The following is a 13,798-nucleotide window of genomic DNA, read 5'->3' on the forward strand; positions in this document are numbered from 1 at the left end:
ATCATGGAGACATTTGTAGACGAAAGCACATGATCACAGGTGGGAATTCCGCATCTTCCGGCGAGCGTGTCACCTGGGAGCGGCCGAGTGAGGATGCTCCAGGTGGCGGGGTGATGTGGCGGGTGCGCGGCGGCGGGCTCAGCGCGGGGCGCACATGCCCCATCCCCTCCCCCCGGCGGCGCTCGGAAACCTGGCGACGGGACCTACTTGACTCCTGCCGCGTCCATGCCGCGTAGTTCCTTCTTCAGGTCGGCGATCTCGTCTCGCAGGCGGGCCGCTAGTTCGAACTGCAGGTCGCGGGCGGCGTTCATCATCTGGTCCGTCAGCTGCTGGACCAGGTCCGCCAGCTCCGAGCGGGCCATCGAGCCCACGTTCTCCTTCACGTACACGCCCGACGAGCGGCCGCCTGGCTCGCCCGCCGCGCGGCGGCCTCGGGAGGCGTTGCGGCCGGAGCCGCCCACCGGGACGGTCTCCGTGTCCGAGTCGTCTGCCTCGGTGTAGACGCGGTCGAGAATGTCTGCGATCTTCTTGCGCAGTGGCTGCGGGTCGATGCCCCGCTCCTCGTTGTACGCGATCTGCTTGGCGCGCCTGCGGTTCGTCTCGTCGATGGCGTGCCGCATGGAGTCCGTGATCGTGTCCGCGTACATGTGGACCTGGCCCGACACGTTCCGGGCCGCACGGCCGATCGTCTGCACGAGCGAGGTGCCCGAGCGGAGGAAGCCCTCCTTGTCCGCGTCCAGAATGGACACGAGCGACACCTCTGGCAGGTCCAGGCCCTCGCGCAGCAGGTTGATGCCCACGAGGACGTCGAACTCCCCCAGGCGCAGCTGGCGCAGCAGCTCCACGCGACGCAGGGTGTCCACTTCGGAATGCAGGTATCGCACGCGGATCCCGAGCTCCAGCAGGTAGTCCGTGAGGTCCTCGGCCATCTTCTTGGTCAGCGTCGTGACCAGGACACGCTCGTCGCGCTCGGCGCGCACGCGGATCTCGTGCACCAGGTCGTCGATCTGGCCCTCGGTCTGCTTGACGATCACCTCGGGGTCGACGAGCCCGGTCGGGCGGATCACCTGCTCGACGAACTCGCCGCCGGTCTGGCCCATCTCGTACGGGCCCGGCGTCGCCGACAGGTACACCGTCTGGCCGATCCGGTCCTGGAACTCCTCCCAGGTCAGCGGCCGGTTGTCCATCGCCGACGGCAGGCGGAAGCCGTGCTCCACCAGGGTCCGCTTGCGCGACATGTCGCCTTCGTACATGCCGCCGACCTGCGGCACTGTCACGTGCGACTCGTCGATGACCAGCAGGAAGTCCTCGGGGAAGTAGTCGAGCAGCGTGGCCGGCGCGGTGCCCGGCCCGCGGTGGTCGATGTGCCGCGAGTAGTTCTCGATACCCGAGCAGAACCCGACCTGGCGCATCATCTCGATGTCGTACGCCGTGCGCATGCGCAGCCGCTGCGCCTCCAGCAGCTTGCCCTGCTTCTCCAGCTTGGCCAGCTGCTCCTCGAGCTCGGCCTCGATGCCGTGGATCGCGCGTTCCATCCGCTCGGGGCCCGCCACGTAGTGCGTGGCCGGCGAGATCCGGATGTCGTCGACCTGCCTGATCACGTCACCGGTCACCGGGTGCAGGTAGTACAGCGCCTCGACCTCGTCGCCGAAGAACTCGATGCGGACGGCCAGCTCCTCGTATGCCGGGATGATCTCCACGGTGTCCCCGCGCACCCGGAACGACCCGCGGCTGAACGAGACGTCGTTGCGGGTGTACTGCGTGTCGACCAGCGCCCGCAGCAGCACGTCCCGCTCGACCTCGTCGCCGACCGACAGCGCGATCGTGCGGTCGAGGTACTCCTGCGGGCTGCCCAGGCCGTAGATGCAGGACACTGACGCGACCACGACGACGTCGCGCCGGGACAGCAGGCTCCACGTGGCCGAGTGACGCAGCCGCTCGACGTCCTCGTTGATCGACGAGTCCTTCTCGATGTAGGTGTCCGTCTGCGGGACGTACGCCTCCGGCTGGTAGTAGTCGTAGTAGCTGACGAAGTACTCGACCGCGTTGTGCGGGAAGAACTCGCGCAGCTCGTTGGCAAGCTGGGCGGCCAGCGTCTTGTTCGGCGCGATCAGCAGCGTCGGCCGCTGCAGGCGCTCGATCAGCCAGGCCGTGGTGGCCGACTTGCCGGTGCCGGTGGCGCCGAGCAGCACGACGTCCTTCTCGCCGCCCCGCAGCCGCCGCTCGAGGTCCGCGATCGCCGCGGGCTGGTCGCCGGCCGGCTCGTAGTCGCTCACCATCTCGAACCTGCCCCCGGTGCGCGGGATGTCACCGATGGGCCGGAACTCGGAGTTAGCCGTCACCATTGCCACGAAGAAAAGGCTACGCGCGCCCCCTGACAAAAACCGTTGGGGCAGGTCAGCAGCAGTCGCACCCGCAGCAGTCGCAGTCGCAGCAGTCGCCCTTGCCACAACCGTCGCACGGGCAGCAGTCGCAGTCGCCGCAGGACTCCCGCGGCTTGCCCGACCACGGGCCGGGAAACGGGTCGCGGCAGCAGAACTGGCAGGAGCAGCACTGGTACAGCGCCACGCCGCAGCCGGCGAACGCGCCGCGTGGGCTGGGCGGCACCGTGAAGCGCGGCACCCAGCACCCGCCGCCCTTGCCGTCGGGCACCTCGTGCGAGGCGGTCGAGCCGGGCGAGCCGTGCGCGAACGCCCGCCCCACCGAGTGCACGAGCTCGTGCACCAGCAACGCGTGCACGAGGGCGCCGTCGGCGAACGTGCACTCCCGCAGCGCCAGGCGGATGCCCAGCACCGCGTCGTCGCACAGGCGGCGGGCCTCGGCGAGCGACGTGCCGGTCGCCGCCAGCGGGTTCCACGCGCCCGCCGCGGCGTCCTCGGCGCGGTCCTCGACGGCGTCCACCAGGTGCGCGATCCGGCCGAAGAGCCGGCCCACCTCACGCAGCGGCTCGACGTTCCCTGGCCGGCCGGCGAGCACCGCGGTGTGCGCGCAGGCCGCCGCCGTGGCCGTCTCGGTCGGCTCGGTCACCGCGAGCACGGAGTCACCCGGCCGGGCCGCGGCCTCGACCGTCGCCTGCCGGCCCACCGCGTCCAGCAGCACGCCCGCGTCGAAGCCCACGCCGTGCGCCGACGCGCCGCCCTGCCGCGCCCAGCGGGACGCCACGAGCCGCGCGGCGCCGGCGAGCGGCCGGTGGGCGAGCGCGCCGTCACCGTCGTCGGCGTGGTCGCGCACCTTCGCCGCGGCCAGCACCAGCGACGCCGCCGCGGCCAGCCGCGGGCCATCGCCCACCGAGACGACCGCGGTCCGCATCCCCCGCAGCGGGCACGGCCCAGCGGTCCGCCGCGGGGCCCCGGCCTGCGCCTCGACGAGAGCCGAGACGACCAGGCCGTCGTAGTTCGTGGCCACGCGGGCGAGCTGGCCGTGCTCGTCGCGCAGGGTCAGGCAAAGCCCGCAGAGATGCGACCACCATGCGGTGCGAAGCCGTGGGGACAACCGGTGCTGACACGGCCGGATGATGCCGAACACGAGCCGCGAGGCTAGCGGCCGCGGCGGCGCCCGGGGCCGGAATCGTGCCAGGCTGATCGGGTGACCGACGTGCATCCGCCCAAGATCGAACTGTTCGACGTCGCCGGCATGACCAACACCGATCCGAAAGGCTTCGTCCGGGCCGTCGACCACTACCGGATCACCGACTTCGGGCTGTACATGGCCCGCCCGCTGGACGGCCACCCCAACATCGGCTACTTCCGCTCGTGGCTGCTGCCCGCGCGCGGGCTGCGGGTCGGCCGGTGGCGTGCGCACCCGGGCCAGCAGCTCGATCACGACGTGTACATCGATGTTGTCGACATCGAGCCCGGGGACGTGTGGCGGACCGTCGACCTCTACCTCGACGTTCTCGTGCGCGATCACCGGGATCTGCATGTGCTCGACACGGACGAGGTGCTCGCGGCCCGTTCGGCGGGGTTGATCGACGACCGAACGGCGCAGCGCGCCTTCGAGCGAACGTTCGACGCCGTCGAGGGCATCGCGGCCGCCGGATACGACGTCGAAGAGTGGCTCAAGATCCCGTTGACCTGGACCGATGACTAATTCGCGTTAGTCAATAGCTGACCAACCAACGGGCGAGAGATTTACCTGATCGATACCTCTCCGGTCGTGAGTCGTTACATAACGAATCGCACCCGCATGTCACCGACCGCATGCTAACGGCTACCCTCTGGACCCGTGGCCACGGCGATCACCCCCCAGCTCGTCGACATTGTCGACACCTTCACGTCGTCACGTAGCTACGTCTCCACGGGCACGACCCGGCGCCTACGCACCTGTCAGGTGGAGCGGTGGGGACTGCGCACCGAGTGCCCGACGCCGGAGGATCCCTTCCACGACGCCGAGATCACGTGGCTGCTGCCGGAGCTGAACATCCGCCTCACCCACCAGCGACCGCGCTCGCGGCACGCAAAGGCCGGCCCGAGCGTGCTGACCGCCGTGCGCGCGACGAGCGACGGCCGGTACTGGAAGACGACCGACCTGCTGCTCGGCCTCGCCGCGCCCGGCGGCACCACCGCCCGGATCGTCAACTGCGAAGAGTTCGCCGCCGCGGTCGCCGGCCGGGTGCTGCTCGCCGCGGACGCCGACCTCGCGCTGTGCACCGTGCACAAGACCCTCGAGGAGCTCAGCAGGTTCCGCCACGACCTGGGCGGCTGGCTCGCGTACAAGCACATCTTCGACGTCTGGCCGCCGTACTGAGCCGAGCGGCAGGTGCCACCGCTACCTGCTGTACCGGGCGGCCGTGGCGACTGGCTCCGAACGCGGCATCCTGAGTTTCGCAATCCGGGATAAATTCGGCCACAGCCAGCGGGCTTTCTCCGCATCCGCGTGGTTTTCCCGGGCCTGGAGCCGCATCTGCGGCAGGTTGATCAGTACCTTGAAACGCCCTATCTCCGCTGGTTATCGCCGCGCTGGCGAACTTCCAGTGATCGCGTATACGTTGGCGACGTGCCGGCTGATCCGATCGTCGACCGCTACCGGCGGCCCCTCCGCAACCTGCGGATCTCGGTCACCGACAGGTGCAACCTGCGGTGCCGGTACTGCATGCCCGAGGCCGAGTACGTCTGGCTCCCCCGGCGCGACCTGCTGACATTCGAGGAGATCGCCCAGCTCACCGACGTGTTCATGTCGCTCGGCGTGGCGAAGGTCCGCATCACCGGTGGCGAGCCGCTGCTGCGCCGCGACCTGCCGGAGCTCGTCCGGATGCTCGCGGACAAACCGGGGCTGCACGACCTCGCGATGACGACGAACGGCGTGCTGCTGGCCGGCCTGGTCGACGAGCTGAAGGCGGCGGGCCTGGGCCGCGTGACGGTCAGCCTCGACACGCTGCGCGCGGACCGGTCGCGGTCGCTTTCCCAGCGGAACTCCCACGCCGCGGTGCTCGAGGGGATCGCGTCGCTGGCACCGGCCGGCTTCACCGGCACGAAGATCGACACGGTCGCGATGAGCGGGGTCAACGACGACGAGCTCACCGATCTGATCGAGTTCGGCCGCGGCGTGCCGGCCGAGGTGCGGTTCATCGAGTACATGGACGTCGGCGGCGCGACGAGCTGGTCGAAGGACCTCGTGCTGTCCCGGGCGGAGATGCTCGCGCGGCTGGCCGACCACTACGGTCCGCTCACCCCGCTGCCCAACACCGACGCCGCGCCGGCCGACCGGTTCCGGCTGCCCGACGGCACGACGTTCGGCATCGTGTCGTCCACGACGCAGCCGTTCTGCGCCACGTGCGACCGCAGCCGGTTGACCGCGGACGGCATGTGGTTCCGTTGCCTGTACGCGGTCGAGGGCACGAACCTGCGCGACCCGCTGCGCGAGGGCGCCTCGTTCGACGAGCTGCGGGAGCTGATCACGGGCAAGTGGCAGGCGCGCGAGGACCGCGGGGCCGTCGACCGGCTCGCCGAGCGCGACCGGATGCCGTTCGTCCCGCTCTCGACGCTGAAGTCCAACCCGCACCTGGAGATGCACACCCGGGGCGGCTGACCCCTACGGGCGCCAGCCGGTCGCGGCCGCCCATTCCTCCGCGCGCACGGCGGCCCGGTCGAACCACGGCTCCTTCGCCGTCGCGTAGTTGTCCGTGTCGTCCTCGCTCGCGTACCGGTGCGCCAGATCCTCCTTGAGCGCGCGGTATTCCGCGTGTGCCACCTCGTCGGCGCGCAGCCAGTCGCGCATGAGCAGCGCCAGCCGCCAGCCCGGGCTGCCCGCCTCACGGATGTGCAGGTTCACGAACCGGCCCGGGTCGGCCGAGACGTGCAGCCGCTTGTGCCACTTCGCCGGGTCGGGCTCGTAGTCCTTCGGCTCGTCGCGGTCGACGTGGGCGAGCCGGGGGAAGCCCGCCACGGCAAGCGATTCGGCGAGCTCGTCGGCCCGTTCGAGCGAGCCGACGGTCAGCTGCAGGTCGATGACGTCCTTGGCGGGCATGCCCGGGACGGCCGTCGAGCCGGTGTGGTCGACGCGGGCGTCCGGTTCGCCGATCGCGGCGCGGACGCGGGCGATCACGCGGGCGGCCTGGACGGGCCAGGTCGGGTCCGGCGGCGCGAGGCGCGGACCGCCGTAGGAGTTGCGGTGGCCGAGCCGCACGTTGGACTCGAAGCGCACCAGGCGGTCCGCCCACAGCGCGTCGACCGCGGCGAGCACCTGGTCGACCGAGCCGCCGTTGTCGAGCCACACGTCGGCGGCCGCGCGGCGGGCGGCCTCGTCGGCCTGGGCGCGGATGCGCGCCTTCGCGTCCTCTTCGGACATCTCGCGGTAGCGGACCAGCCGGCGGACCCGGACCTCCTCGGGCGCGTCGACCACCAGCACGAGGTGGTAGTTGGGGCCGAGGTTGTTCTCCACGAGCAGCGGCACGTCGTGGACGACGATCGCGTCCGCCGGCAGGCCGGACATCAGCTCGCCGGTGCGCGCGCCGATACGCGGGTGCACGACGCCGTTCAGCCGCGCCCGGGCCTCGTCGTCGGCGAAGACCCGCTGGGCCAGCCGGGCGCGGTCGAGCGCGCCCTGCTCGTCGAGGATGTCCGGGCCGAACGCCTCGACCAGTTCGGCGAGGCCCGGCGTGCCCGGCTCCACGACCTCGCGGGCGATCTTGTCGGCGTCGATCACGACCGCGCCGTGCTCGGCCAGCCGACCGGCCACAGTGGATTTACCGGACCCGATCCCGCCGGTGAGGCCAACGCGAAGCATGACCGCATTCTGGCAGCTCATCGCGCGTCGGTTGATCACGCCCTCGTGGCCGATCTGTTACGCGACCGGGTGCGGACACGCGCGGAGCTTCCGGTGATTCGGTGACGTGATCGTTTACGGTTGCCGCCCACAGCGTCACCCACACGGAGGGCCCCATGCAACGACGCGGCAGCCAGAGTGGGCGGCACCGGCTGGGCAGCCCCGGCCTGGTGCATTGTCTGCGGTACTACGAGGTCCGCGTCGCGCTCGAGGAGTATCGCCGCACGTGGTGGCGCACCGCACTGGTGCCGGCCCGGCACACCCTGGCCGGTCTGCGCCGCCGGGCCGCGGCCGCGGCGGCCGAACGCGCCTGGGCTCCGGTCGTCGTCGCACGCCGGGGAAACCCGGCCGTCAGCCGCGTCGCCGCCTAGCCCTGGGCCCGGCGGCTGCCGCGTTCGCTAGCTCGGTTCCGGGTCGCGTGGGGTCAGCGCGTGGTCGGCGATCTGGCCCAGCATCGCGCCCGCGCGGTCCTCGCGGACCAGGCCCGGCTTGATCGTCACCACGACCGTCGTCTTGCCGCGGGCGGACACCAGAGTCCACGTCCTCCCGCGCAGCAGCACGCCCGTGCCCGAACCGACCGGGATCTCGTTCACCTGCGAGCCCGCGTCGCGTTCGGTCGAGATCGTGTCCGTGAGGCGCTGCCGCGCCCGCGTCGCGTCGGTGTAGCCGGCTAGCGCGATCCACACGGTCGACTCCGCGAGCGGGCGGCCGCGCCGCGTGCCGTAGTAGCAGTCCAGCCGCGCGGTGCGGCCGATGCTCGCCTGCGGTACGCCGACGACGGGCTGCGGCTCGCCCGTGATCAGCATGCCCAGGATCGTGCCGACCTCCTCCGCGGTGGCGACGTCCTCGCAGGCCTTCGGGACGGATCTGCCCAGCGTGCTCGCGACTGGCGGCGCGGAGGTCGTGAACTGCGGGACCTCCGGGTCCACGACGGGCTCGCCGGACGCACAGCCCGTCGCGCAGCCCGCCACGAGCACGGTCGCGAGAACCGCGCCGGCGGACGTCCAGACGCGCACGCGATCACGGTAAGCGACCCCGGGCGCAAAACAAGGGCCCCGCCGATAACGACGGGGCCCTTGTTCGGTCTCAGGAGGCTCAGACGCCGCCGGAGAGCTTCTCGCGGAGTGCGGCCAGCTGCTCGTCGCTGGCCAGCGTGCCGCCGCTCTTCTTCTGGGTGTCACCGCCACCGGACGAGTAGTCGCCCGCGGCCTCGCCGCCCTCGGCGCCACCCTCGCTCTCGGCCGCAGCGTCGGCCTCGGCGGCCTTCTTGACCTGGGCCATGTGCTGCTCGTAGCGCTGGTGCGCCTCGGCGTACTGGTGCTCCCACTCCTCCCGCTGCTTGTCGAACCCTTCCTGCCACTCCTGGGTGTCGGGGTCGAAGCCCTCGGGGTAGATGTAGTTGCCCTCGTTGTCGTACTCGGCCGCCATGCCGTACTGGGTCGGGTCGAACTCGGTGTCCGGCGTGAAGCCCTCGTTGGCCTGCTTGAGGGACAGCGAGATCCGGCGCCGCTCGAGGTCGATGTCGATGACCTTGACCATGACGTCGTTGCCGACCTGGACGACCTGCTCGGGGATCTCCACGTGGCGCTCGGCCAGCTCGGAGATGTGCACCAGGCCCTCGATGCCCTCGTCCACGCGGACGAACGCGCCGAACGGAACCAGCTTGGTGACCTTGCCCGGCACGATCTGGCCGATCGCGTGAGTGCGGGCGAACTGGCGCCACGGGTCTTCCTGGGTGGCCTTCAGCGACAGGGAGACGCGCTCGCGCTCCATGTCCACGTCCAGCACCTCGACCGTGACCTCCTGGCCGACCTCGACGACCTCGGACGGGTGGTCGATGTGCTTCCAGGACAGCTCGGAGACGTGCACCAGACCGTCGACGCCACCGAGGTCCACGAACGCACCGAAGTTGACGATCGAGGAGACGACACCCTTGCGGACCTGGCCGCGCTGCAGCTGGTTGAGGAACTCGCTGCGCACCTCGGACTGGGTCTGCTCGAGCCAGGCGCGGCGGGACAGCACCACGTTGTTGCGGTTCTTGTCCAGCTCGATGATCTTCGCCTCGAGCTCGCGGCCCACGTAGGGCTGCAGGTCGCGCACCCGGCGCATCTCGACCAGGGACGCCGGCAGGAAGCCACGCAGCCCGATGTCGAGGATCAGGCCGCCCTTGACGACCTCGATGACCGTGCCCTTGACCGGCTCGTCGGACTCCTTGAGCGCCTCGATCGTGCCCCAGGCGCGCTCGTACTGCGCACGCTTCTTGGACAGGATCAGCCGGCCTTCCTTGTCCTCCTTCTGGAGAACGAGGGCTTCGACCTCGTCACCGACCTTGACGACCTCGTTCGGGTCGACGTCATGCTTGATCGACAACTCCCGAGAGGGGATGACTCCCTCGGTCTTGTAGCCGATGTCGAGCAGGACCTCGTCCCGATCGACCTTCACGATGGTGCCCTCGACGATGTCACCATCGTTGAAGTACTTGATGGTCTTGTCGATGGCGGCGAGGAAATCCTCCCCCGTCCCGACGTCGTTAACGGCGACCTGCTGCTTCGGCGCGGTGTCAGCCGGGACAGTGGTGGTGTCGGTGGACATGTGCTAGGTGGCTCCGGTACGGATTGGTTGAGAGATGGGCATGGATTTGCAGTTGTCGGCACACGGCGGGATAGTTCGCCGACGGAGAAGAACGAACCCTGTACGACACCGCCAACGCCGCGCAACCCGATCTGATTCCCGCAAGATGAACAGACGGCAGCGCGAAACCACCGCGCGGCGGTATCCTACGCGGCTGCGCGACGGCCGGGCAAACCTGGGTGGCCCATCTGCGCACGTACACGTATGTACGCGACCGGTCACGCGCCCGAGGGGGAACTCATGACGACACTGCCTGCCGAAGATCGGGACGGCGCGGCGGCGCCCCCGGTGCGGACCGCGGAACGCTTGCTCGGCACGGTCGGCAGCGAGCGGCGGACCGCCTCCTCCGCCGAGTCCGTGGCGGCCAACAGTGCCTGGTGGGACGCCGATGCCGACGACTACCACGTCGAACACGGCGAGTTCCTGGGCGTCGCGGACTTCGTGTGGTGCCCGGAACGCCTGCGGGAGGCCGACGCGCGCCTGCTCGGCGACGTCGCGGGTCGCGACGTGCTCGAGGTGGGCTGCGGATCCGCGCCGTGCGCCCGCTGGCTCGCGGCCGAGGGCGCGCACGTGGTCGGGCTCGACCTGTCGGCCGGCATGCTGCGCTACGCCGCCGCCGCGAACGAGGCCACCGGCATCGACGTGCCGCTGGTGCGCGCGAACGCCGAGCGCCTGCCGTTCGCCAACGCGTCGTTCGACGTCGCGTGCTCGGCCTTCGGTGCGGTGCCGTTCGTGAACGACATGGCCGGGCTCTTCGGCGAGGTCGCCCGCGTCCTGCGGCCCGGCGGCTCGTGGGTGTTCGCGGTGACCCACCCGATGCGGTGGATCTTCCCGGACGACCCGGGCCCGAACGGGCTGCGCGTCACCGGTTCGTACTTCGACCGCACGCCGTACGTGGAGGTCGACGCCGAGGGCCGGGCAACCTACGTCGAGTACCACCGCACGCTCGGCGACTTCGTGCGCGCGCTGACCGGCGCGGGGTTCACGCTGCTGGACCTCGTCGAGCCGGAGTGGCCGGACGGGCTCGCCGACGAGTGGGGCCAGTGGAGCCCGCTGCGTGGCGCGCTGTTCCCGGGTACGGCGATCTTCCGCTGCCGGCACACCACGTGAGCATCGCCGCCGGCCTGCTGCAGGCCCAGACGGCCCGGTTCGAGCAGGTCGACCCGCTGCTGCCGGCCGCCGCCGCGCCACCGGAGGGGGACGTGCTGACCGCGGCGCTGGCCGACGGCGAGCGGGTGGCCGGGGTGGTCGCCCGCGGCCGGTACGAGACCGGTACCGCGCCGACGTTGTGGTCCGCGCGCGACGTCGTGGAGCTGCACCCGCTCGTCGGCGCGTCCGGCGGGGCCGGGATGGACGCGCTGCTGCGGGAGCTGCGCCGCATGCTCGACCGGGGCGCGCCCGGGGCGGACTCGTCGTGCGTGGTGACCTGGCCGAGCCGGGACGTCGAGGCCTCCGAACCGCTGCTCGCGCACGGCTTCGCTCCCCTGTCCACGCTGGCGGTCCGCGTGACGGCGGCCGAGCCGGAGCCGGCCGGGGATCTCGCGGTGCGGCTCGCGACGTCGCGGGACCTGGCCGTGGCGTTGGAGCTGGAGCTCGCGGAGCTGGCGTACTCCGCGATGGTCGGCGCCGCGATCGACCGGCCGAACGCCCGGCGCATCAAGAGGGCCGGGCTGACCAGGCACCTCGAGCAGGGCGACCCGGTGTGGCTCGGCGAGCGGGACGGCGTGGTGGTCGGGCTCGCGCACGGCCGGCTGGTCGACGCCGGCCCCGGCGCGCCGGCCGGCGCCCGGCTGCGGGCGGGGTGCTGGGGGTACGTGAACTGCGTGTCGGTGCGGCCGGACGCGCGTGGCACCGGGGTCGGCCGCCGGCTCATGGCGGTCGCGCACCGCGAGCTGGCCCGGCTGGGCGCCACCAGCACCTTCCTGTACTACAACCCGCCGAACCCGCTGGCCTCGGTGTTCTGGCCACGGCAAGGCTACCGTCCACTATGGACGATCTGGGAGGTCCGGCCGGCGGGCGCCTTGCGCTGAGAAAAATCGCCGGGAACCTGGCGGATCCGTCGTGACTCTTGCACGGTAGGTAAGCCGGACAGGAGCGTTCAGTGGCCAACGGGGAATGGTTCGCACAGCTGTACCAGAAGAGCTATCGCAGCCTGGTACTGACTGCTTACGCACTGCTCAGGGACATGGGGGAAGCCGAGGACGTCACCCAGGAGGCGTTCGCGGTGGCCTACGGGAGGCGGGCCAGGGTCGCCCGGGCGGAGAGCCCGGAGGCGTGGCTGCGCACGGTGGTCGTCAACCTCTCCCGCCGGCGATGGCGCCGGCGCGCGACACTCGACCGGATCATGCGCAAGGAGGCGGAGGAACCCGCTCCGGAGGTGTTCGGCGAGCATCTCGACCTGCACGCGGCGATCCGCCGGCTCGGCGACGAGTACCAGGCCGCCGTGGTGCTGCACTACCTCGCCGACCTGCCCGTCGACGAAGTAGCGTCCATATTGGACATTCCAGTGGGGACGGTGAAGTCCCGACTTTCCCGGGCCCGCACGGCCTTGGCCGCACAGCTTCGCACCGAGGAGGTGCAGGATGCCTGACACCGACCTGGACGCCCAGCTGACGCGACTGCGCAACGAGGTGCGCGGCTCGCTGCCGGTGCCGGGCTTCGAGCAGATCGTCGCGCGCCACAAGCAGCGCGTGATCCGCCGCCGCATGCAGATCGGCGCCGTGGTGGCGGTGCTGGTCGTCAGCCTCGCGATCCCCCTGCTGCGCGACCAGATGGTGCCCGAACCGCCGGACGTGGCGTCGCCGCCGCCGTCGTCGGGTGCCCTCGAGACCGGTTCGTTCCTCGCCCAGGCGCAGTTCGCCGACGCCGACCACGGCTACGCGATCCGGGCCACGTGCAAGAGTGGTCCCAGGAAGTGCACGACCGAACTGCTCGTCACCGCGGACGGCACGCACTGGAAGAAGCGCGACATCCCGCGCCCGCAGACGGCTCCGTCGTGGTCCCGGGCCGACGTGCACGTCCTCGGCCCCGAGGAGCTCACCCTCGACTGGCCGCTGTCGCCGTCCGCCGAAACCACGCAGGTCGCCCGGTGGCACAGCGTCGACGGCGGCGTGACCTGGACGAAGGTGGACGTGCCCGTGGTCGTCACCGACACCGTCCCGGCGATTCCGGCCGGTGGGGTGCTCACCCAGTCCTGCGCCCGGGCGTCCAGCGACCAGAAGCTGTGCGAGGAGCGAGGTTTCGTCGTCGTGCAACCGGGGACGGGCAAGTCCGTCGCGTTGGCGCACCAGCCACCGCTCATCGCGATGACGGCCGGTAGCGTGCCGACCGCGGACGGTGTCTGGTGGGTGGCCGGCATGGATCCGAAGACCGACCACTGGGGGCTGGGCATCAGCCACGACGACGGCCGTACCTGGACGACGTCGGTCCTGGACTGGGGCGAGCCCGTGTATCCGTCCGGCTGGTCGGTGGGCTCGCACGGCGGCACCCTGTACGCGACGGCGATCGGTGCGCTGCCCGCGGAGAGCAACGGCCTGCTGGCCGTCTTCGCCAGCACGGACGGCGGGCGCAGCTGGCAGCAGACGTGGCATCCGCAGGCCGGCAAGGCGCCGCGCCGGGTCTTCGCGACCACGGTCGTGGCCGACGACGGCTCGCTGACGATCAACGCCCAGGACGACAAGCAGTACCGCAGCCGGGACGGCGGCCGCACGTTCACCGAGGTGCCGGCTCGCTACAAGTACTACGCCCAGCGGACTCGAACCGGCTACATCGCGGGCGGCGAGGGCAACTTCGACTTCATGGCGTCGGCGGACGGCCTGCACTGGCGAAAGTTCAAGGTCGGCTGACGGACCCGAGGGGGTAAGACGCTAGCGGTGCACCGGGCGGAACTCGCCGACCTGGTGCA

At 71.0% G+C, this 13,798-nt stretch carries 13 protein-coding genes; 8 read left to right on the forward strand and 5 right to left on the reverse strand.

All coding sequences use genetic code 11. The features are described 5' to 3' along the window. Positions 1-203: 203 nt before the first annotated feature. Positions 204-2,345: an excinuclease ABC subunit UvrB gene (gene uvrB / locus VH969_RS34360; RefSeq protein WP_331982529.1), complete on the reverse strand. Its 2,142-nt coding sequence runs from the start codon at positions 2,343-2,345 to the stop codon at positions 204-206. 52 nt (positions 2,346-2,397) lie between these two features. Beyond that, a complete protein-coding gene (locus VH969_RS34365; protein ID WP_331982489.1) occupies positions 2,398-3,525 on the reverse strand; it encodes a DUF5685 family protein in 1,128 nt (375 codons plus the stop codon). Between the two features lie 60 nt (positions 3,526-3,585). Here VH969_RS34365 and VH969_RS34370 point away from each other — a divergent pair, with 60 nt between their 5' ends. From VH969_RS34370 to moaA, 3 genes are all read left to right on the forward strand, one after another. Beyond that, the gene (locus tag VH969_RS34370) at positions 3,586-4,089 is read left to right on the forward strand and encodes a ribonuclease FAU-1 family protein (protein WP_331982492.1); all 504 of its coding nucleotides are present in this window, start codon (positions 3,586-3,588) and stop codon (positions 4,087-4,089) included. 135 nt (positions 4,090-4,224) lie between these two features. Further along, on the forward strand, positions 4,225-4,746 hold the full coding sequence (locus tag VH969_RS34375) for a hypothetical protein (RefSeq protein ID WP_331982495.1): 522 nt from the start codon (positions 4,225-4,227) through the stop codon (positions 4,744-4,746). Between the two features lie 249 nt (positions 4,747-4,995). After that, positions 4,996-6,027 carry a GTP 3',8-cyclase MoaA gene (gene moaA, locus VH969_RS34380; protein ID WP_331982498.1) on the forward strand — a complete coding sequence of 344 codons (1,032 nt, stop codon included), beginning with the start codon at positions 4,996-4,998 and terminating at the stop codon, positions 6,025-6,027. Positions 6,028-6,030: 3 nt separating this feature from the next. On the opposite strand, the gene coaE is transcribed toward moaA, so the two are convergent. Continuing rightward, positions 6,031-7,224 carry a dephospho-CoA kinase gene (gene coaE / locus VH969_RS34385; RefSeq protein ID WP_331982501.1) on the reverse strand — a complete coding sequence of 398 codons (1,194 nt, stop codon included), beginning with the start codon at positions 7,222-7,224 and terminating at the stop codon, positions 6,031-6,033. Between the two features lie 155 nt (positions 7,225-7,379). Between coaE and VH969_RS34390 the strand changes: the two genes are divergently transcribed. Next, positions 7,380-7,634, forward strand: a complete 255-nt coding sequence (locus VH969_RS34390; RefSeq protein ID WP_331982504.1) for a hypothetical protein — start codon at positions 7,380-7,382, stop codon at positions 7,632-7,634. A 27-nt stretch (positions 7,635-7,661) separates the two neighbouring features. Here VH969_RS34390 and VH969_RS34395 read toward each other — a convergent pair whose 3' ends face one another. Next, a complete protein-coding gene (locus VH969_RS34395) occupies positions 7,662-8,279 on the reverse strand; it encodes a hypothetical protein (RefSeq protein WP_331982507.1) in 618 nt (205 codons plus the stop codon). Between the two features lie 79 nt (positions 8,280-8,358). After that, entirely contained in the window at positions 8,359-9,855 is a 1,497-nt protein-coding gene (gene rpsA / locus VH969_RS34400; RefSeq protein ID WP_331982510.1) for a 30S ribosomal protein S1, read from the reverse strand. Between the two features lie 279 nt (positions 9,856-10,134). Between rpsA and VH969_RS34405 the strand changes: the two genes are divergently transcribed. The 4 genes from VH969_RS34405 (at position 10,135) to VH969_RS34420 (ending at position 13,739) form a co-directional block, all read left to right on the forward strand. Then, positions 10,135-11,004: a class I SAM-dependent methyltransferase gene (locus VH969_RS34405; RefSeq protein WP_331982513.1), complete on the forward strand. Its 870-nt coding sequence runs from the start codon at positions 10,135-10,137 to the stop codon at positions 11,002-11,004. Next, positions 11,001-11,924: a GNAT family N-acetyltransferase gene (locus VH969_RS34410; protein ID WP_331982516.1), complete on the forward strand. Its 924-nt coding sequence runs from the start codon at positions 11,001-11,003 to the stop codon at positions 11,922-11,924. The genes VH969_RS34405 and VH969_RS34410 overlap by 4 nt, the downstream gene beginning before the upstream one ends. Positions 11,925-11,995: 71 nt before the next feature. Continuing rightward, a complete protein-coding gene (locus tag VH969_RS34415; protein ID WP_331982520.1) occupies positions 11,996-12,484 on the forward strand; it encodes an RNA polymerase sigma factor in 489 nt (162 codons plus the stop codon). After that, a complete protein-coding gene (locus VH969_RS34420; RefSeq protein WP_331982523.1) occupies positions 12,477-13,739 on the forward strand; it encodes a sialidase family protein in 1,263 nt (420 codons plus the stop codon). Before VH969_RS34415 ends, VH969_RS34420 begins: the two co-directional genes overlap by 8 nt. The last annotated feature ends 59 nt before the right edge of the window (positions 13,740-13,798 follow it).

Origin of the sequence: Actinophytocola sp. (genome assembly GCF_036555685.1) — a bacterium.
Taxonomy (GTDB): domain Bacteria; phylum Actinomycetota; class Actinomycetes; order Mycobacteriales; family Pseudonocardiaceae; genus Actinophytocola.